The sequence below is a fragment of the Polaribacter marinivivus genome (assembly GCF_042651285.1).
Lineage (GTDB): Bacteria > Bacteroidota > Bacteroidia > Flavobacteriales > Flavobacteriaceae > Polaribacter > Polaribacter marinivivus.
On sequence record NZ_JBHSCY010000002.1, the window covers coordinates 671980 to 691981 of the forward strand.

19 protein-coding genes and 1 other RNA gene are annotated in these 20002 nt (G+C 28.5%); 14 read left to right on the forward strand and 6 right to left on the reverse strand.

Annotated elements, in window-relative coordinates:
* Window positions 1–59 precede the first annotated feature (59 nt).
* A complete protein-coding gene (locus ACFOWD_RS11195; protein ID WP_377410596.1) occupies window positions 60–2669 on the forward strand; it encodes an AsmA-like C-terminal region-containing protein in 2610 nt (869 codons plus the stop codon).
* 2 nt (window positions 2670–2671) lie between these two features.
* Here the strand turns inward: ACFOWD_RS11195 and ACFOWD_RS11200 are convergent, their stop codons facing one another.
* On the reverse strand, window positions 2672–3121 hold the full coding sequence (locus ACFOWD_RS11200) for a DUF5362 family protein (protein WP_298994965.1): 450 nt from the start codon (window positions 3119–3121) through the stop codon (window positions 2672–2674).
* Between the two features lie 97 nt (window positions 3122–3218).
* Entirely contained in the window at window positions 3219–4493 is a 1275-nt protein-coding gene (gene rocD / locus ACFOWD_RS11205) for an ornithine--oxo-acid transaminase (protein WP_298994963.1), read from the reverse strand.
* Between the two features lie 172 nt (window positions 4494–4665).
* On the opposite strand from rocD, the gene rlmD reads away from it, so the two are divergent.
* The 11 genes from rlmD to ACFOWD_RS11260 all read left to right on the forward strand — a co-directional run bounded on the left by rlmD (window position 4666) and on the right by ACFOWD_RS11260 (window position 12373).
* Window positions 4666–6120, forward strand: coding sequence for a 23S rRNA (uracil(1939)-C(5))-methyltransferase RlmD (rlmD, locus tag ACFOWD_RS11210; protein WP_377410599.1), 1455 nt, complete (start codon window positions 4666–4668; stop codon window positions 6118–6120).
* Between the two features lie 5 nt (window positions 6121–6125).
* Window positions 6126–6614 carry a hypothetical protein gene (locus ACFOWD_RS11215; RefSeq protein ID WP_377410601.1) on the forward strand — a complete coding sequence of 163 codons (489 nt, stop codon included), beginning with the start codon at window positions 6126–6128 and terminating at the stop codon, window positions 6612–6614.
* Window positions 6615–6676: 62 nt separating this feature from the next.
* Complete coding sequence (locus tag ACFOWD_RS11220; protein WP_298994956.1) at window positions 6677–6967, forward strand: 4a-hydroxytetrahydrobiopterin dehydratase; 291 nt, start codon at window positions 6677–6679, stop codon at window positions 6965–6967.
* 1 nt (window position 6968) lies between these two features.
* Window positions 6969–7421, forward strand: a complete 453-nt coding sequence (locus ACFOWD_RS11225; protein ID WP_377410603.1) for a DUF6452 family protein — start codon at window positions 6969–6971, stop codon at window positions 7419–7421.
* Window positions 7402–8103, forward strand: coding sequence for a DUF6048 family protein (locus ACFOWD_RS11230; protein WP_377410605.1), 702 nt, complete (start codon window positions 7402–7404; stop codon window positions 8101–8103). Before ACFOWD_RS11225 ends, ACFOWD_RS11230 begins: the two co-directional genes overlap by 20 nt.
* Before the next feature lie 113 nt (window positions 8104–8216).
* Window positions 8217–9164 carry an isopenicillin N synthase family dioxygenase gene (locus ACFOWD_RS11235; RefSeq protein ID WP_377410607.1) on the forward strand — a complete coding sequence of 316 codons (948 nt, stop codon included), beginning with the start codon at window positions 8217–8219 and terminating at the stop codon, window positions 9162–9164.
* Window positions 9164–9487, forward strand: coding sequence for a translation initiation factor (locus ACFOWD_RS11240; RefSeq protein ID WP_298994947.1), 324 nt, complete (start codon window positions 9164–9166; stop codon window positions 9485–9487). The genes ACFOWD_RS11235 and ACFOWD_RS11240 overlap by 1 nt, the downstream gene beginning before the upstream one ends.
* Window positions 9488–9536: 49 nt before the next feature.
* On the forward strand, window positions 9537–10481 hold the full coding sequence (locus tag ACFOWD_RS11245) for a DUF1835 domain-containing protein (RefSeq protein WP_377410609.1): 945 nt from the start codon (window positions 9537–9539) through the stop codon (window positions 10479–10481).
* Window positions 10482–11351 carry a nucleoside phosphorylase gene (locus ACFOWD_RS11250; RefSeq protein ID WP_377410611.1) on the forward strand — a complete coding sequence of 290 codons (870 nt, stop codon included), beginning with the start codon at window positions 10482–10484 and terminating at the stop codon, window positions 11349–11351.
* Between the two features lie 2 nt (window positions 11352–11353).
* On the forward strand, window positions 11354–12214 hold the full coding sequence (locus tag ACFOWD_RS11255; protein ID WP_377410613.1) for a substrate-binding domain-containing protein: 861 nt from the start codon (window positions 11354–11356) through the stop codon (window positions 12212–12214).
* Window positions 12215–12217: 3 nt separating this feature from the next.
* A complete protein-coding gene (locus ACFOWD_RS11260; RefSeq protein ID WP_377410615.1) occupies window positions 12218–12373 on the forward strand; it encodes a hypothetical protein in 156 nt (51 codons plus the stop codon).
* A 55-nt stretch (window positions 12374–12428) separates the two neighbouring features.
* Here the strand turns inward: ACFOWD_RS11260 and ACFOWD_RS11265 are convergent, their stop codons facing one another.
* A complete protein-coding gene (locus ACFOWD_RS11265) occupies window positions 12429–13094 on the reverse strand; it encodes a uracil-DNA glycosylase (protein ID WP_377410617.1) in 666 nt (221 codons plus the stop codon).
* A gap of 37 nt (window positions 13095–13131) precedes the next feature.
* On the opposite strand from ACFOWD_RS11265, the gene ACFOWD_RS11270 reads away from it, so the two are divergent.
* Window positions 13132–15336, forward strand: coding sequence for an endonuclease MutS2 (locus ACFOWD_RS11270; RefSeq protein ID WP_377410619.1), 2205 nt, complete (start codon window positions 13132–13134; stop codon window positions 15334–15336).
* Window positions 15337–15473: 137 nt separating this feature from the next.
* The gene (locus ACFOWD_RS11275) at window positions 15474–15818 is read left to right on the forward strand and encodes a hypothetical protein (RefSeq protein WP_298994925.1); all 345 of its coding nucleotides are present in this window, start codon (window positions 15474–15476) and stop codon (window positions 15816–15818) included.
* A 113-nt stretch (window positions 15819–15931) separates the two neighbouring features.
* Here the strand turns inward: ACFOWD_RS11275 and ACFOWD_RS11280 are convergent, their stop codons facing one another.
* From ACFOWD_RS11280 to dnaJ, 3 genes are all read right to left on the reverse strand, one after another.
* Window positions 15932–18199, reverse strand: a complete 2268-nt coding sequence (locus ACFOWD_RS11280) for an aconitate hydratase (protein WP_298994923.1) — start codon at window positions 18197–18199, stop codon at window positions 15932–15934.
* 169 nt (window positions 18200–18368) lie between these two features.
* Window positions 18369–18683: RNase P RNA component class A (rnpB, locus tag ACFOWD_RS11285), an RNA gene on the reverse strand.
* Between the two features lie 187 nt (window positions 18684–18870).
* Entirely contained in the window at window positions 18871–20001 is a 1131-nt protein-coding gene (dnaJ, locus tag ACFOWD_RS11290) for a molecular chaperone DnaJ (RefSeq protein WP_377410621.1), read from the reverse strand.
* Between the last annotated feature and the right edge of the window lies 1 nt (window position 20002).

The following is a 20002-nucleotide window of genomic DNA, read 5'->3' on the forward strand; positions in this document are numbered from 1 at the left end:
AATTAAGAACTTAGTGAGTTTCATGTAATTTTGTTATGTAAAATTTGAGCAATAGTAATATGGAAAAAGAGAAAAAAAAATCGACAAAGAAAAATATTTTAAAATGGGTTGCAGGTGTTTTTATTGTGCTACTTATTGGGCTATTGTCTATACCAGTTTTATTTAAAGATAAAATTGTGGCTTTGGTCACAAAAACAGCAAATAATAATCTAAATGCAACTGTTTCTTATAAAGATTCAGACTTGAGTATTTTCTCAAATTTTCCTTCTTTAAGTTTATCCTTAAATCATGTTGCAGTTACTAATAAAGCACCTTTTTTAGGAGATACTTTATATAGTGCAGAACACTTATATTTAAATATGGGTCTTTTTGAACTATTTAAAACAAATGAACCTATTAAAATTAATAGTATTAAATCTGAAAATGGCTTTGTAAATATTCTAATAAATGAAGATAATATAGGTAATTATGACATCGCAATAAAAAAAGAAACAAACACAAATTCAACTACTAATAATTCTTTTTCATTTGATATTAATGCTTATGAATTGTCTAATATGCAATTTCGTTATGTAGATAAAACAACAAATAACGAAGTAACTTTAGATAGTATTTATCATATAGGAAAAGGTAATTTTGGAAATGATATTTTTAATCTAGATACCAAAACTGAAGCTATATTATCTTTAGTTGTAAATAATACCTCTTTTTTAAAAAATATAGCTGTAAAATTAAATGCCATTTTAGCGTTAGATATTAATAATTTAAAATACACATTTAAAGAAAACAAAGGGTTTATTAATCAACTGCCTCTAGAATTTCAAGGATTTATTCAGCTTGTAGATAACAATCAGCTTTACGATTTAACTTTTAAAACTCCAACTTCTTCATTTACTAATGCATTAGGCCTTTTTCCTGAAGAAATTACAGGAAATTTAAAATCAATTCAGACTGAAGGGAATTTTGATTTGAATGGGTTCTTTAAAGGAACTTTATCTGATAATACTATACCCAGTTTTAACATAGCAATGTCTTCTAAAAATGCCATGTTTAAATACAAAGACTTGCCTAAGGCAGTTAAAAATATTTTTTTAGAAGCTGAATTAATTAACAAAACTGGTTTAGCAAAAGATACTTATTTAGCAGCAAATAAATTGTCTTTTAAAATTGATGAAGATATTTTTAATGCAAGTGGAAGTGTGTCTAATATAAGTAATAATCCATTTGTAAATTTAAAAGCAAACGGAAGTATAAATCTTGCCAATATTAGTAAAGTGTATCCTATTTCTATTGAAAAACAATTGGAAGGTGTTTTAAAAACTAATATTACTACTGCATTTGACATGAATGCAATTGAGAAAAAAAATTATGCAAGAATTAAAAACTCAGGTGAAATAAGTATTAATAATTTTAAATATGAAGGAGATGATGTAGCAAATCCTTTTTACATAAACACTTCAAAAGTAAATTTTAATAGTAATAATATTCAGCTTACAGAATTTAATGCAAAAACGGGTATTTCTGATTTGGCATTAAAAGGAAGTTTAAATAATTTTTATGGCTTTCTATTTCATAACGAACAATTAAAAGGTAATTTTTCTCTAAATTCAAATACCATAAAAGTTGATGATTTTTTATCTAAAAGCTCTTCTACAAGTACAGAAAAAAAATCGACTTTAAAAATTCCTTCTTTTCTAGATATTAGTGTAACTGCAAAAGCAGATAATGTTATTTACGATAATATTAATTTGAAAAATATGACTGGAAATTTATCAATAAAAGAAGAGTCTGTAATTTTAAAACAATTAAATACTTCTGTTTTTGGTGGAAATATTGATTTTAGTGGAAATATTTCTACTAAAGAAAACAATCCTAAATTTTCAATGGATATTGCTTTGAATCAATTAAATATTAAAGAAACTTTTAGTAAAATTGATATGCTAGCTTCTATTGCTCCAATAGCAAATACTATTCAAGGTAATTTAAATTCGTCATTAAATGTTTCAGGTCTTTTGACTGATGATATGACCCCTAATTTAAACACTATTACAGGTAAATTATTTGGTGAATTATTAAATACAAAGTTAAATGCAGATAATTCTAAAACATTAAGTTTATTAAGTTCAAAATTAAACTTTTTTGATGCTAGCAAACTGAATTTAAATAACTTAAAAGGATATTTTTCTTTTGAGAATGGTATTGTTACCATAAAACCAATACCTATTACATATAAAGATATTAATATGACTATTGGTGGTAAGCATGGGTTTGATAAGAGTATAGATTATAATATTAATTTTGAAGTTCCTGTTTCTTATTTAGGAACGGATATTACTAAAGCAATTGCTAAACTTACTCCAAAAGATGCTAATGAAATTAAAACAATACCTGTTAAGGCTATTGTAAATGGTAGTTTTACAAGTCCAAAAATTACAACAAACATTAATGAAGCTACAAAAAACTTAATGAATACTATTATTGAAAAGCAAAAACAAAGCTTAAAAGATAAGGGTAAAGATAAAATAAAGGATTTGTTAGGTCTCAAAAAACAAGATTCTTTAAAAAAAGACTCTATAAAAAAAGATGATGAAATTCTAAAAGACAAAGCAAAAAAAGCGCTTTTAGGCTTATTTGGCAAAAAGAAAAAAGATACAACTAAACAAAATTAAAATTAGGCAAGAGCAATACCTAACATACCAACAATAAATAGTAAGGCATATAATGATAACATAATAATCATAAAAACACCTATAAATTTATAGTGAGATTTAAGCATTTTTAGAGCGTCTGCAAGAGTATCATTATTTTTTACAGAAAGTGCTCTTTTAAGTCTCCTAGAAAAATTATATAAATATAAAACTGGCGCTAAATAGATAACTGCAAAAACCAAATATAATATGGTCATAATCAAACTCATATTAAAAGGTAGCTGATTTTTATAGATAGCATTAAAAGCATCTCCGTAAATAACATTAGAGAAAATACCTAGAATAACCATAAATGCTATTCCTATAAAACCAACAATAGATAAAAAGAAGGTCCATTTAGAAATTTCTCTTAAATATATTCTAGACCTGTTATTTACGTTTAACTCTTCTAGTTGAGTAATTGGGGAATGCATCTGATAATCAAGTTTTAAAAAAATAAAGAAACAAAAAAAGTCATAAAATTCCTAAAAATTTATATGACTTTTTTTTATTTAAAATTTTAAATGAGTTTTAAAACTCAGCAATTGTCTTCTTAATGATAGAAATACAATCTCTTAATTGCTCTTCATTCATAACTAAAGGTGGAGCAAAACGTATAATATTTCCATGTGTTGGTTTCGCTAAAAGTCCATTATCTCTTAGCTTTAAGCAAATATTCCAAGCAGTATTACTTTCTTCGTCATCATTAATAACAATTGCATTTAGCAATCCTTTACCTCTCACTAATTTTACTAAATCATTTTCTTTAGCAAAAGCAGATAATTCCTCTCTAAATATGTTACCTAACCTATCTGCATTTATCGCTAATTTTTCATCAGCAACAACTTCTAAGGCAGCTATGGCTACTGCTGCTGCAATTGGGTTACCTCCAAATGTAGAACCATGATTACCAGGTTTTATTACATTCATAACAGCATCATTTGCTAAAACAGCAGAAACAGGATATGCTCCTCCACTTAATGCCTTACCTAAAATTAAAACATCTGGTTTTACATCTGGTATACCTTCACAATTTTTATTTTCACAAGCACAATTACCACAAGTAGCCAATAAACGACCTGTTCTTGCAATTCCTGTTTGTACTTCATCTGCAATAAATAATACATTATGGTCCTCACAAAGTTGCTTTGCAGCTTTTAAATATCCTTCAGAAGGCACATAAACTCCAGCTTCTCCTTGAATTGGTTCTACTAAAAAGGCAGCAACATTTGGATTATTCTCTAATGCTTCTTGTAATTCTTGTAGATTATCGTATTCAATTTTTATAAAACCTTTAGTATAAGGTCCAAAATTTTTGCGTGCTACAGGATCATTAGAAAATGAAATTATGGTTGTAGTTCTTCCGTGAAAATTATTTTCACAAACAACTATTTCTGCTTTATTTTCATCTATCCCTTTAACTTCATAAGCCCATTTTCTAGCAATTTTTAAAGCAGTTTCTACAGCTTCTGCTCCAGTATTCATAGGTAATAACTTATCAAACCCAAAATATTCAGACGCAAATTGCTCATACTTTCCAAGCATGTCATTATAGAAAGCTCTAGAAGTTAAGGTTAATGTTTTTGCTTGATTTGTCATAGCATCCACAATTTTTGGATGACAATGTCCTTGGTTTACAGCAGAGTAAGCAGATAAAAAATCGTAATATTTTTTACCTTCTACATCCCAAACATGTACACCTTCTCCTCTACTCAAAACCACTGGTAATGGATGATAATTGTGTGCACCATATTTGTTTTCTAATTCAATCGCTTGTTGCGAAGTCAGTTGTTCTAAAACAGCCATTTTTAATACTTTTTAATTAATAATAACCATTCCTGTTCTACCTTTATCCTTCTGAAAACCCAAGATGTTTGGTCAGAAATTCAGCGTGGGAAAGAAATCATCCCTGAAGAAAGACAAAAATAATAAATTAATCGAGAAAGTATTCTATTTTTGCAGTCAATAAATTATAGAAATGCCAAGAAGAGAACGAAATCCTTTTGTAAAAAGAAATCAAATTTTAGATTTAAAAATAGAAGATTATGCTTTTGGAGGAAAAGGAATAGCTAGAATTCATAATGAAAAAGGAAGTTTTGTCATTTTTGTACCCAACACTTTACCTGGTCAATTAGTAAAAGCTCAGATTAAAAAATCGAGTAAAAAATATGCAGAAGCAAAATTGATAGATGTTATAGAAAAATCTACTGATGAAGTTGATGTACCATATCAAGATATACCTGGTGCTCCTTATATTAATTTACCAATAGCATTACAACATCAATATAAAAAAGAAAGTACATTATCTCTTTTTAAAAGGATAGGAAAAGTAGATAATATTGAAGATTTATTTGATGAATTTATTACCTCTCCAAACGTGTTTCATTACAGAAATAAAATGGAATATGGTTTTTCTGCTATTGGTTATGATAGAGTAAATAAAACAGATGTTGATGAATTTACGCTTGGTTTTAAAAGACGTGGTGTTTGGTGGATGGGAGATAATCTTGAAAAAGATTCTGGTTTGTTTGACAAACAGTTTGAAGACAACTTAAAAAACATAAGAAAATATTGTTTAGAAACAGGTTTACAACCTTGGCATGGTCCAAAAAAAGAAGGTTTTTTTAGATATTTTGTAGTTCGTAAATCATATAAAACCAATGAGTTATTATTTAATTTAGTAACAACATCTTATGACTTATCTAAGTTTGATTTAAACAAATTTGCAAATTATTTAGTAGAATTATTTGGTACTAGAGTTGCTGGTTTATTACATACTATAAATGATGAAGTTGGAGATAGAACCATAGCAACTTCAGGCAGTATTAGTTTGGTTTATGGTAAAGACAAAATAGTGGAAGAGCTTTTAGGGTTAAACTTTGAAATAAGTATGAAAAGCTTTTTTCAAACCAATCCAAAATCTGCAGAAAAACTATATTCTAAAGTAGTTGATTATGTTTTAGAAGATAAATCTAAAGTAGATAATACTGTAGTTATGGATCTATTTTGTGGAACTGGTACTATTGGCCAAATTGTAGCTTCTAAAAGTGACAATGCAAAAATAATTGGTGTAGACATTGTGGCTTCTGCTATAGAAGATGCAAAAGAAAATGCAAAAAGAAATCATATAGAAGGTTTAGAATTCTATGCTGCAGATGTTGGTAAATTTTTAAATCAACATCCAGAATTTCAAAATAAAATTAAATCGATTATACTAGATCCTGCAAGAGCTGGTATTGCACCAAAAACGCTGCAAAAAATCATTAAATTAAATGCAGATAGAATGGTGTATGTTTCTTGTAATCCTGCAACACAGGCAAGAGATACAGAAGCGTTAAGAGAAGCTGGTTATCAAATTAAAAAGATTAGCTTAGTAGACCAATTTCCTCATACAAGTCATATAGAAACAGTGGTTTTATTTGAGAAAAATTAGAGATTATGATTGTAACACCATTAATGATTATCTTTTTAATCATAGTATTTATTTTAGTATGGTTTTTTATAAAATCTATTGATGATCAAAGAAAATGGTTAAATATTATCATTACTATAGTTTTAACACCAGTAGTTTATTTCTACATATTTTATCCACTTTTAAACATTTTTAGTAGCTATCATCATCAAAAATATTTTAACGCTACTCAATGGTTAGAAAAACCAAATCTTAGATATGAAATGAGTAATTATATCATAGACGAAAAATTATTCATTGGAAAAACTAAAGAAGAAATAGAAAGTAAATTAGGCAAAAGCGAATGGTTTGGTTGGGATGATACTTTAAAAGCTAACTCAGAACAAATTTGGAACTATAACTTAGGCTTTAAACCTGGAGCTTTTAATAATAATCAAGAATGTTTAGAGTTAATATTTAAAGAAAATAGAGTTATTGGTTGTAAGCAATATCAGTTAGAAAAAACTTACGATTAAAAACTTATAAACAAAAATATCTGTACCTTAATTTTCACTTAGTAAATTATTACTTTTGAATTATGAAAAAACTATCAAACCAAGAAATTGAAAAACGAATAGAAAACCTAATTGACTGGGATTTTTATGAAGATGCATTACACACAGATTTTGAGTTTGACAACTTTAAAGACTGTATGTCTGCAATGAATAGAATCGCTTTTGAATGTGAAGCCTTAAATCATCATCCAGAATGGACAAATGTTTATAATACTTTAGAAATTAGACTTACAACTCATGATGCTGATGGTGTTACAGAATTAGATTTTAAATTAGCAGAAGCTATTAATAAAATAGTTGAAGTAGAAGAATAACATGAAGAAAACAATAGTAACTTTATTATTATTGATGATCATTTGGGGATGCACTAAAGATGATTTTTGTATACAATCTCCTGTTACTCCAAATTTAATTTTGCGTTTTTATGATGATATAAATAGAGATGAATTAAAATCTACATCTGGCTTGTATGTTTGGGCAGAAAATAAAGATACTATTTTCATCAACCAAGCAACAGATTCTTTAGTAATTCCTTTAAATACAGCTTCAAACCAAACTATTTATAACCTTTCTGAAGGAAATGTAGTCAATCAATTTACCATCAATTACACAATAAGAAATGAATTTGTATCACGCTCATGTGGTTTTAAATCTATTTATGAAAATGTAACATTTTCTTCTAGTAGTACTTGGATTACTGACTTTACACCTACAACACTAACATCTATAGAAAATCAAAACTCAGCTCATGTACAGATATTTCATTAGTATTATTTTCTGTTTTGTTGTAGTTACTACTTTTTCACAAGAACCAACTAAAAAAGTAGAAGAAAAGAATGATTCTATTGTGTATACTTCGCCTTATGGAATTCGATTAGGCATAGACATTAGTAAACCCATTAAAGCAGCTATTGATGGTGATTATAATAGTGGTTTAGAAATTGTTGCAGATTATAGAATTTCTAAACGCTTTTTCATTGCTGCAGAATTAGGTTTCGAAGATGAAACAACACAAGAAGATTATTCTAATTCAACAGCTAAAGGAAGTTATATTAGATTAGGGTTTAACTATAATGCTTATGAGAATTGGTTAGATATGAACAATGAAATTTTTGTAGGCTTAAGATATGGGTTTAGTGTTTTTGATCAAACATTAAATAGTTATTCTCCAAATGTACATAATCCTTATTTCCCAACTACTCCAATAAATACTCCAGTAACAACAAGTTTAAATTCACATTGGACAGAGTTTATGTTTGGTCTAAAAGTAGAAACTTTTAAAAACTTTTTTATTGGTGCAAGCTTTTCTTACAAAGTATTATTAAATGTAAAAGAACCAGATAATTTTAAAACATTATACTCCCCTGGTTTTAATAGGATTTTTGAAAGTGGAACAGGTTTTGGATTTAACTATACATTATCTTATTTAATACCTTTTAAAAAGAAATAATAAATATTTACTAAATTTAAATCCCTAAAAAATAATAATTCAGAAAAAACTGGGCTTATTTTTAAAAATTTCTGAGCTCTTTTTTTACTAACTTTAACTCGAATTTATAGAACATGAATAAAATTCCAAGTGTAAATTTAGCTGACTTTTTGTCTAATGATGAAAGCAGAAAACAAAAATTTATCAAAGAAATAGGACACGCATATGAAAATATAGGATTTGTTGCCTTAAAAGGCCATTTCCTAGATGATAAATTAGTAGATGAATTGTATGCAGAAATCAAAAACTTTTTTGATTTACCTACAGCAATAAAAGAAAAATATGAAATACCAGGAATTGGGGGTCAAAGAGGGTATGTTTCATTTGGTAAAGAATCTGCAAAAGGTAAAAAAGAAGGCGATTTAAAAGAATTTTGGCATTTTGGTCAATATGTAGATGCAGACTCTAAATATGCAAAAGAGTATCCAGAAAATGTAATTGTAGAAGAACTTCCTAAATTTAATGAAGTAGGTAAAGAAGCTTACCAAATGTTAGAAAAAACAGCAAAATTTGTGTTGCGATCTCTAGCTTTACATTTAGGTTTAGAAGAAACTTATTTTGACAATTATATTAAAAACGGAAATAGTATTTTAAGACCCATACACTACCCTCCTATTAAAACTGAACCAAAAGGTGCAGAAAGAGCTGCTGCTCATGGAGACATTAATTTAATTACATTATTAATGGGTGCACAAGGTAAAGGGTTACAAGTACAAAATCATAAAGGAGAATGGATAGATGCTATTGCAGAACCAGATGAATTAATGATTAATGTAGGTGATATGTTATCTAGACATAGTAACAATAAATTAAAGTCTACAATTCATAGAGTTACAAATCCTCCAAAAGAAATGTGGGGTACTTCTCGTTATTCTATTCCATTTTTTATGCATCCTATTTCTGATATGAAATTAGATGTTTTAGAAAATTGTATAGATGATGAAAACCCAAAACAATTTGAAGATATTACAGCTGGCGAGTTTTTAGATGAACGTTTAAAAGAATTAGGATTAAAAAAATAATGGATTTAAAAGATCAACTTAAAAACTTATTTCCAGATCATCAAGAAACTCCTGAACCTGTTAAGGAAAAATCGAATATATGGTTACAAGACGAACCTATTATTTGTAAATACGAAAAAAGAAAAGGTAAACCTATTACAATAATTGAAGGTTATAATGGGGCAACTAAAGACTTTAAAATACTAGCTAAAGAAATAAAAACAAAACTTTCTGTTGGTGGTAGTTTTAAAGACGAAAAAATAATAATTCAAGGAGATTATAGAGATAAAATAATGGCTATGTTAAAAGAAAAAGGATTTAAAGTAAAACGTGTTGGTGGATAATTATTAATCAACACAATAAATAAAACCAAAAAACGTTAGTAAATTATTTATGGGGACTTCAATTTTACACATTACAAATGGTGATAGTACTACAAATTATCTTAAAAAATTAAATTTTTCTGGTGACTTTATTACTTGGAGAGAAATGCTTTGTGAAGGTAAAACTACTACAGATGTAGGTAGTGAATCTTTTTGGAAAAGTAGATATGACTTTTTTAAGACTTCATACAAAGTAAGCAAACAAAAATTTATAGATTATACTTTAAAAGAATATAGAGCACTTTGTAACAAAAAAATCACCAATGAAATAGTGCTTTGGTTTGAGCATGATTTATTCTGTCAAATTAATATGATTGCTGTTATAAGCTGGTTAAAAAGATATAGAAAAGGTTATCATATATCTTTAGTTTGTAGTGGAAAAGTAAAAGGCTCTAAAAAATTAAAATCTTTAGTAGAACTAACAGAAAACCAAATAAATAATCATTATAAGAAAAGAATTACGCTTACACAAGATGATATTGAATACGCAGATTACATTTGGCAATTATATTGTTCAGACTCTCCTCTTCGTTTAGAAACTGTTTACAAATTCGATCCAATGTCTCCTTTCCAATATTTGGCAAGTGCAATAGAAGCCCATATTTTAAGATTTCCTTCTTTAGAAAATGGTTTAAATAAAATTGAAACTTCAATCTTACAAACAGCTAATGAAAATACTTTTACTTCAAAAGATAAGTTAGTTGGCAAATTATTAAAAGATGGAGAAGTTTACGGTTTTGGAGATTTACAATATTTTAATAAAATTAATCATTTAAGTAAATTATTTTATTCCTTTAATCCAGTTAAATTAAATAAGAAAGGTAAACAAGTTTTAGAGAATCAACTTAACTTTTATGCTCAATTAAGAAATGATGATGCATATTTAGGTGGTTCAAAAAAATATAGTTTCTTGTTTAATCATCAATCAGAAAAATTATTGCAAATTACTTCTTAGATGTCTATAAAAAAATCTGAATTAATTTTAAATCCAGATGGTAGTGTCTATCATTTAAATTTAAAACCAGAAAATATTGCAAAAAACATAATTTTTGTTGGTGATTTAAATAGAGTTGACAAGGTTACAAAACACTTTGAATCTATTGACTTTACTACTCAAAAAAGAGAGTTTAAAACAGTTTCTGGATATTATAAAAATAAGCGTTTAACCGTTATTTCTACTGGTATTGGGCCAGATAATATTGATATTGTTTTAAATGAATTAGATGCATTAGTTAATATAGATTTAGATACTAGAGCAATAAAAAAAGAGTTAACTCAGTTAAATATTATTAGAATTGGCACTTCTGGTTCTTTACAAAAAGATATACCTATAGATTCCTTTTTACTAAGCTCACATGCAATAGATTTAAGTGGCATGTTGCTATCTTACCAAGTAGATGAAATTTCTCATCCAAAAATTGAAGAAGCTTTTATAAAACACACAAAATGGAATGAAAAAAAATCATATCCAATTGTAGTTGCAAACTCTATTGATTTAGGAAAAAAATTATCTTCTAAAAATATTTATCAAGGTATAACAGCCACTGCTGGTGGATTTTATGGACCTCAAGGAAGAGTTTTACGATTAGCCATACAAGACCCAGAATTAAATAAAAAAATAGATAGTTTTAATTTTGAAGGAAACAGAATTACAAATTTAGAAATGGAAACTTCTGCGATTTACGGTTTATCAAAGCTTTTAGGACATCAAGCAGTTTCTATGAATGCTATCATAGCTAATAGAGCAAATGGTACTTTTAGTGAAAATCCATATAAAGTAGTAGATGATTTAATTCTATACACTTTAGATAAAATTGTAAGTTAAAGATGATAAATCTAAAAGTTGGTGGTGTACCAGAACATTTTAATTATCCTTGGTATATTACCCTAAAAAATAAAGAATACACAAAACATAATATTAATTTACGCTGGCAAGATTTTCATGGTGGTACAGGTCAAATGTGCAAAGCTTTAAGAGAAGGCACAGTTGATATTGCTATAGTATTAACAGAAGGTATAATTAAAGATATTGCAGCTGGTAATCCTTCTAAAATTGTACAGACTTATGTTAAATCTCCACTCATTTGGGGTATACATGTTGCTGCAAAGTCAAGTTTTAAATCTATTTCAGATTTAGAAAATGCTACAATTGCAATTAGTAGATATGGATCTGGATCGCATTTAATGGCTATTGTAAATGCTTACAATCAAGGTTGGGATATTTCTAATCTTAAATTTAACGTTGTTAAAGATCTACAAGGAGGAATTGATGCTCTTAGCAATGGAAGTGCAGACTATTTTATGTGGGAACATTTTACAACTAAACCCTATGTAGATAATGGAATCTTTAGAAGAATAGATGACTGCCCTACTCCTTGGCCCTGTTTTGTAATTGCAGTTCGTAATGAAATTTTAAATCAAAATCCTGAAGCAGTAAAAAATGTATTAAACGAAATTAATGAAACCACAAAAGATTTTAAAAAAATTAAAGGAATAGATGTAATACTTGCAGAACGTTATGAACAACAGTTAGAAGACATTAAAGAATGGTTAAGTATTACTGAATGGAATGATGGAAAACCTATCACTTCAAATTTAATTACACGCATTCAAAATAAAATGATAACCTTTAACGTTATTGATGAGATGAAAAATTCTAAAGGTTTCATAAAAAATATGTACATTTAAGCCATGAAAAAAGTAGCCCTTAAAAAATTCGTATTTATTGCAATTTGTATTTTAGGTATTGTTTGTTTTTCTTCATGCAGAAGTACATCTAGTTCATGTGGCCTAGCAGATTACCAACCAACTACTCAAACAACATTACAGCAAGTTGATTTAACTTAAATTAATTTGTTTCTTATTTTCAAATTCAATGAATCCGCTTAAAAGCGGATTTTTTTTACCAATTAATTGCTTTAAATCCTTTTGAAAGTAGTATTTCATTAGTTTTTGAAAAATGCTGATTACCAAACCAATAGCCTCTATTTGCACTTAATGGTGAAGGATGACCAGATTCTAAAATAAAGTGCTTTTTTTTATCAATCAATTTTGCTTTTTTCTTTGCAAAACCACCCCACAATAAAAAAATTACAAGTTCTTTATTATTAGAAATTTGCTTAATTACTTCATCTGTAAAAGTCTCCCAACCTTTTTTCTGGTGACTTCCAGCTTCATGAGCTCTTACTGTTAAGGTTGCATTTAATAATAAAACACCTTGTTTTGCCCACTTTTCTAAGTTTCCACTTTTAGGGTAAGCTTTATTTAAATCTGAAGAGATTTCTTTAAAAATATTAATTAATGAAGGTGGATGTGCATTACCATCTTTTACAGAAAAGCATAAACCATTAGCTTGATTTGGTCCATGATATGGATCTTGACCCAAAATAACCACCTTTACATCATTAAAAGAACAAAAGTCAAAAGCTGCAAAAATATCAACCCCTTTAGGATAACATGTATTTATAGAATATTCATTTTTTACAAATTCAACTAAATCTTTAAAATAAGATTTCTCAAACTCTTTTTCTAAAATATTTTTCCAGCTATTCGCAATATTTACTTGCATTGTTTCTTATTTTTGTAAGGCTATCAAATATACTATTTTGAGTAAAAATATATCAGAAAAAACATTACAAGATTTAGAGTTTACAACTGTATTAACTCAAATTTCTGAATTTTGTATATCTAGTTTGGGTAAAGAAAAAGTTTCTGAAATTAAACCTATTGTAGGTAAACAAAAACTTCTTCGAGAATTATACTTAGTAGATGAATATTTATCATCTTTTGAGAGTGATAATCGCATACCAAATCATGGTTTTGATAATATTTTAGAAAGTATTAAAAGGTTAGCAATCGAGAATAGTTTTTTAGAAACAGATGCTTTTTTAAAAATTGCAACAACTTCTAATACAGTAAATGAACACATAAAGTTTTTTAAAAAATTTGAGGTACAGTTTCCTACTTTTTATCAACTTACTCAAAATATAGAATTTACAACTTATATTAATGATGAAATAAAAAAAATCATTGAAATATCAGGAGAAGTAAAAAACAATGCGTCATCAGAGTTAAAACAAATAAGAAGAAGCATAAATAATGTTAGAGGTAAAATTGGAGCTAGTTTTTCTTCTGCCCTTTCAAAAGCTATTGCAGCTGGTTATTTAGATGATATTAAAGAAACCATTGTAGATAATCAACGTGTTTTAGCTGTTTTAGCCATGCATAGAAGAAAAGTTTCTGGTAGCTTGTTAGGTTCATCTAAATCTGGAAATATCGTTTATATTGCTCCTCAAGCAACATTAGCATATAGTAGAGAATATCAAAATTTAGTTTATGAAGAAAAACAGGAGGTTGTTCGAATTTTAAAAGAACTATCTAGTTTATTAAGACCTCAAGTTTCTTTATTAAAAACTTATGTGAATTTTTTAGCTCATTTAGATTCAATAGGAGCTAAAGCAAAATATGCTAAAGAAATAAATGCGATTCTTCCTAAAATTTTAGACAAGAAAAAAATCTATTTCAAAAATGCTTATCATCCTATTTTAAGAAGAAAAAATAATGTACAGAAAATAGAAACTGTTCCACAAACTTTAAGCTTACATGATAATCAACAAATAATTGTTATTTCTGGGCCTAATGCAGGTGGAAAAAGTATCACTTTAAAAACGATTGGTTTACTGCAAGTAATGATTCAAAGTGGTATATTAATTCCTGTTGATGAACGAAGTGAAACTTATATTTTTGATACCATATTAACAGATATAGGTGACAACCAGTCTATTGAAAATCAATTAAGTACATATAGTTATCGATTAAAAAATATGCGCTATTTTTTAAGAAAATGTAATGATAACACATTATTTTTAATTGATGAATTTGGTACTGGCTCAGATCCTGAACTTGGAGGTGCTTTAGCTGAAATATTTTTAGAAGAATTTTATGGTAAAAATGCTTTTGGAATAATAACAACACATTATGCCAATCTAAAAGTATTAGCCAATGAGTTAGATAATGTTACAAATGCTAACATGCAATTTAACGAAAAGACCCTAGAGCCTTTGTATAAATTGTTTATTGGTCAAGCAGGTAGTTCTTTTACTTTTGAGGTTGCACAAAAAAATGGGATTCCTTTTAGCTTGATCAATAAAGCTAAAAAAAGAGTAGAAACTGGTAAAATAAGATTAGATAAAACCATTTCTAAACTACAAAAAGAGAGAAATAAACTACAAGCTAAAACAGAAACTTTAGAAAAACAAAAAACTAAAGAACAAGAATATTTAGAGACTTTAAAGGAAAAGGAAGAAAGAATACAAGATAAATTAGCTGGGTTTCAGAATTTATATGATAATAATCAACGAATGCTTTCTTTAGGTAGAAAGATAAATGAATTATTAAATAAATATTTTCAAACAAATAATAAAAAAGAGCTCACAACTAATTTTAATAAATGGGTTGCAGACGAAAAAGTAAAACACACAAAGAAAAATCCTTCTAAACCAAAAACTAAATCACAAAAACAAAAAGCAAAAATTGTTGCTAAACAAATGGAAGACACCATTAAAAAAGTAGAAAAAGAGGTTTTAGACAAAGTGGTTACTGTTAGAAAAGAAAAAAAGAAAGAAGAAGCTAAAATTGCAAAAGAAAAAGCTAGCTATAATTATAAAATTGGTGACAAAGTAAAAATTATAGATTCGAACTCTGTAGGTACTATTGATGTAATTGATAAGAAAAAAGTAACTATTAATTATGGCATTTTTACTACAAAAACTACAATTGATAAATTAGAATTAGTACAAAAAGCTAAATAGTATTATCTTAAATCATCATAAAAATTCTTAATATCAGTTAAATACTGTTAAGAATATATTAAAGTGAATTTTTAGTTGAAACGTTTTTAAAGGACAGACGTCTTTTAGATGTAATCGTTTAACTTAATACACTTATTATGAGAAATTTAAAATCAATCATCGCAATTTTTGCTATTAGTATAGCAACAACTTTTTCTACATCTGCAATAGATAAAGGACCAAAAAAGGTAACTCAAAAATTAAGAACTGAAATTGCTTCTATGTTAGGAAACACAGTAAAATTAGATATCAATTCTTCAAGTACTGCAGAAATATCATTTATGGTAAATAATAAAAATGAGTTAGTAGTAGTTTCTGTAGATTCTAAGGTTTCTGAATTTCAATCTATTGTAAAAACCAAATTAAATTATAAAAAGCTAAATTTTAAAGGAGCTAAAAAAGGAGAAATCTATAGAGTGCCTGTAAAATTAAAAGCTAGTTAGAAACAACTGGTTGGTTAGTTGGTGCCCAATATTAGATACGTCTAAGTTGGGCATTTTTTAAATAAAAAACTCCTGAATTTTCAGGAGTTTTTTTTATTTAGTAAATACTTAAATTAAGCGTTTTGCTTTTTTATTAAGTTTAAAGCAGAACCTTCTTTATACCAAGCAATTTGTGCTTCGTTATAAGTATGATTTACTTTAATCATATCTTTGCTTCCATCTGCGTGAACAACCTCTATTGTTAAAGGCTTTTCAGGAGCAAACTCATTTAAATCAACAAAGTTAAAAGTATCATCTTCTTGAATTAAATCATAATCAGCTTCGTTAGCAAAAGTAAGACCTAACATACCTTGCTTTTTCAAGTTTGTTTCATGAATTCTAGCAAAAGATTTTACGATAACAGCAGCAACACCTAAGTGTCTTGGTTGCATTGCAGCATGCTCTCTAGAAGAACCTTCACCATAATTATGATCACCAATTACAACTGTTTTTATTCCTGCTTTTTTGTAAGCTCTTTGAGTTGCTGGTACAGCATCATACTCACCTGTTAATTGGTTCTTTACAAAGTTTGTTTTTTTGTTAAAAGCATTTACTGCACCAATTAATGTATTATTTGCAATGTTATCTAAATGACCTCTAAAACGTAACCAAGGGCCAGCCATAGAAATATGGTCAGTAGTACATTTTCCAAAAGCTTTAATTAATAATTTTGCTCCAGTTATTGAATCTCCTAAAGGTTCAAATGGAGTTAATAATTGTAATCTTTCAGAATCATCATTAACGGTAACAACAACATCACTACCATCTTCTTTAGGAGCTAAGTAACCATTTTCTTTTACTTCAAAACCTTTAGGTGGTAATTCCCATCCAGTTGGTTCATCTAACATTACTTCTTCTCCATTTTCGTTAATTAACTTATCTGTCATTGGATTAAAATCTAATCGACCTGCAATTGCAATAGCAGCAGTTAATTCTGGTGAAGCAACAAAGGCATGTGTATTTGGATTACCATCTGCTCTTTTTGCAAAGTTTCTATTGAATGAATGTACAATACTGTTTTTTGGAGCATTTTTAGGATCTGAATATCTAGCCCATTGACCAATACATGGTCCACAAGCGTTGGTAAATATTTTAGCATCTAATTTTTCGAAAATACCTAAAATTCCATCTCTGTCTGCAGTATATCTTACTTGTTCAGAACCTGGGTTAATTCCAAATTCTGCTTTCGTTTTTAATCCTTTATCTAAGGCTTGTTGTGCAATTGAAGATGCTCTTGATAAATCTTCATAAGAAGAGTTTGTACAAGAACCAATTAATCCCCATTCTACTTGCATTGGCCAATCATTAGCTTTTGCTTTTTCTGTCATTTCTTTACCAACAGCTGTAGATAAATCAGGTGTAAAAGGTCCGTTTAATAATGGGCCTAATTCTGATAAGTTGATTTCAATTACTTGATCAAAATATTGTTCTGGATTTGCATATACTTCTGCATCTGCAGTTAAATATTCTTTTACTTCGTTAGCTGCATCTGCAACATCAGATCTATCTGTAGCTCGTAAATAACGTTCCATAGATTCGTCATATCCAAAAGTAGAAGTTGTTGCACCAATTTCTGCACCCATGTTACAAATTGTTCCTTTACCTGTACAAGACATAGATGTAGCACCAGGACCAAAATATTCTACAATAGCACCTGTACCACCTTTAACTGTTAAAATCTCAGCAACTTTTAATATAACATCTTTTGGAGCTGTCCAACCAGAAAGTTTACCTGTTAATTTTACTCCAATTAATTTTGGAAATTTTAATTCCCAAGCCATACCAGCCATAACATCAACAGCATCTGCACCACCAACACCAATAGCAACCATACCTAAACCACCAGCATTTACTGTGTGAGAATCTGTACCAATCATCATTCCTCCTGGAAAAGCATAATTTTCTAATACTACTTGATGAATAATTCCTGCTCCTGGTTTCCAAAAACCAATTCCATATTTGTTAGAAACAGACTCTAAAAAGTTAAAAACTTCACTACTTGTATTATTAGCGTGTTTTAAATCTTTAGCAGCTCCTTCTTTTGCTTGTATTAAGTGATCACAATGCACAGTAGTAGGTACAGCTACTTTAGCTTTACCTGCTTGCATAAATTGTAATAAAGCCATTTGAGCTGTTGCATCTTGACAAGCAATTCTGTCTGGTGCAAAATCAACATAATCTTTTCCTCTTGTAAATGCTTTATTAGGTTTACCATCCCAAAGATGTGAGTATAAAATCTTCTCAGCCAACGTTAATGGTTTTCCAGTAATTTCACGAGCAGCATCTACGCGATCAGCCATATTTGCATACACATTTTTGATCATATCAATATCAAAAGCCATATCTATTTATAAGTTTTAATTTTAGTAGCACAAATTTACATTTTTAAAACCAAATATTGAAAAATAAATAATAGAAAGCTCTAATTACTGAATAAAAAAAAGCGATTTTAAAATATCTTATTAATAATTCAAAGAAAAAGTGATTTTCAGCAATTTATCTGAAAGTTTTATAAAAAGCAGACTTATAAGCCGAATTCTGTATCCTTAATAAAATTTAAGGTTCTTATCATTTATCTAGTCAAGACATTACTGTCATGATCTATCTGCCTACCCTTTAGAATCGAGCGAGTAACTCTCAAGCTCTAATATACATGGCATTGCACCTCATAGAGTTTACCTGGTTTCACTACAGCCTAACTGTACTTGCTTTCTGTTGCACTTGTCCTCAACTTACGTTGGACGGATGTTATCCGCTATGAATACTCTCTGGTGTCCGGACTTTCCTCTTTATTCTTAAAATAAAGCGATAAGATAAGTCTGCTATTGCAAAATTAGCTTTTTTAAAATTCATAAAAAAACCCACTTAAACAAAAGTATAAGTGGGAAAAATTGCTATGAAAAAGAAAAAGTGTTATCGATTTCTCAATAACACTACAAATATACTTTAAACAATCTGATTTTAAGATGATTAAACAAATATTTTCTCTTTAAACTAAAGTTTTAATATTTTTTTAAGAAAACATATCTTTTACCTTTTCAAAAAAGGATTTGTCAGATTTATTTGGGTTAGGAGAAAAATTATCGTTCTCTAACATATTCTCAAAAAATGTCTTTTGTTCTTTGTCTAGTTCTTGTGGTGTCCAAACATTTATATGGATTAAAAAGTCTCCTGTACCATAACGTTCAATACTTGGTAAACCTTTACCTTTTAATCTTAAAATCTTACCAGACTGTGTACCTGCATCAATTTTAATTTTTACCTTACCTGTAACTGTTTCTACTTCTTTACTAGTACCTAAAACTGCTTCAGAAAAATTTATATATAAATCGTAGTGAATATTTGTTCCTTCTCTTTTTAATTTTTCGTGAGGTACTTCTTCAATTAAAACTAATAAATCACCTGAAATAGAGTTTTTTCCTGGTGCATCATTTCCTTTTCCTCCAACTTTTAATTGAACACCTTCTGTTACACCAGCTGGTATATTAATTGAAACAGTTTCTTCTTTTACAATCAATCCATGTGCATCTGCTCCATTTGGTTTAGAACTTATTATTTCTCCAGCTCCAGAACATGTAGAACAAGTTGTTGCTGTTTGCATTCTACCTAAAATTGTGTTGGTAACTCGCATTTGTTGTCCAGATCCATTACAAGTAGAACATGTTTTATATTTTACACCCTCTGCTTGAACTTTTCTTCTAACTTTTACTTTCTTTTCTATTCCTTTGGCAATTTCTTCTAAAGTAAGTTTTACACGAATTCTCATGTTGGTTCCTTTAACTCTAGCTTGTCTTTGGCCTCCTCCACCAAAACCACCAAAGCCGCCACCAAAACCACCTCCAAAGATGTCTCCAAATTGACTGAATATGTCTTCCATATTCATGCCTCCTCCACCAAAGCCTCCTCCTCCTTGAGGACCATCAAAAGCAGCATGACCATACTGATCATATCTAGCCTTCTTATTTTCATCACTTAAAACTTCATAAGCTTCAGCAGCTTTTTTAAAGTTTTCTTCAGCGGTTTTATCTCCAGGGTTTTTATCTGGATGATATTTTATAGCCATTTTTCTATAAGCTTTCTTTATTTCTGCTTGTGATGCTGACTTTGATATACCTAATATTTCGTAAAAATCTTGTTTTGCCATT

Coding starts and splice junctions, on each gene's coding strand:
- ACFOWD_RS11255 (WP_377410613.1), top strand. CDS start 11,354: ATGATAAATCTAAAAGTTGGTGGTGTACCAGAACATTTTAATTATCCT.
- ACFOWD_RS11250 (WP_377410611.1), top strand. CDS start 10,482: ATGTCTATAAAAAAATCTGAATTAATTTTAAATCCAGATGGTAGTGTC.
- rlmD (WP_377410599.1), top strand. CDS start 4,666: ATGCCAAGAAGAGAACGAAATCCTTTTGTAAAAAGAAATCAAATTTTA.
- dnaJ (WP_377410621.1), bottom strand. CDS start 20,001: ATGGCAAAACAAGATTTTTACGAAATATTAGGTATATCAAAGTCAGCA.
- ACFOWD_RS11260 (WP_377410615.1), top strand. CDS start 12,218: ATGAAAAAAGTAGCCCTTAAAAAATTCGTATTTATTGCAATTTGTATT.
- ACFOWD_RS11200 (WP_298994965.1), bottom strand. CDS start 3,121: ATGCATTCCCCAATTACTCAACTAGAAGAGTTAAACGTAAATAACAGG.
- ACFOWD_RS11235 (WP_377410607.1), top strand. CDS start 8,217: ATGAATAAAATTCCAAGTGTAAATTTAGCTGACTTTTTGTCTAATGAT.
- rocD (WP_298994963.1), bottom strand. CDS start 4,493: ATGGCTGTTTTAGAACAACTGACTTCGCAACAAGCGATTGAATTAGAA.
- ACFOWD_RS11230 (WP_377410605.1), top strand. CDS start 7,402: ATGTACAGATATTTCATTAGTATTATTTTCTGTTTTGTTGTAGTTACT.
- ACFOWD_RS11195 (WP_377410596.1), top strand. CDS start 60: ATGGAAAAAGAGAAAAAAAAATCGACAAAGAAAAATATTTTAAAATGG.
- ACFOWD_RS11240 (WP_298994947.1), top strand. CDS start 9,164: ATGGATTTAAAAGATCAACTTAAAAACTTATTTCCAGATCATCAAGAA.
- ACFOWD_RS11265 (WP_377410617.1), bottom strand. CDS start 13,094: ATGCAAGTAAATATTGCGAATAGCTGGAAAAATATTTTAGAAAAAGAG.
- ACFOWD_RS11245 (WP_377410609.1), top strand. CDS start 9,537: ATGGGGACTTCAATTTTACACATTACAAATGGTGATAGTACTACAAAT.
- ACFOWD_RS11225 (WP_377410603.1), top strand. CDS start 6,969: ATGAAGAAAACAATAGTAACTTTATTATTATTGATGATCATTTGGGGA.
- ACFOWD_RS11220 (WP_298994956.1), top strand. CDS start 6,677: ATGAAAAAACTATCAAACCAAGAAATTGAAAAACGAATAGAAAACCTA.
- ACFOWD_RS11280 (WP_298994923.1), bottom strand. CDS start 18,199: ATGGCTTTTGATATTGATATGATCAAAAATGTGTATGCAAATATGGCT.
- ACFOWD_RS11215 (WP_377410601.1), top strand. CDS start 6,126: ATGATTGTAACACCATTAATGATTATCTTTTTAATCATAGTATTTATT.
- ACFOWD_RS11275 (WP_298994925.1), top strand. CDS start 15,474: ATGAGAAATTTAAAATCAATCATCGCAATTTTTGCTATTAGTATAGCA.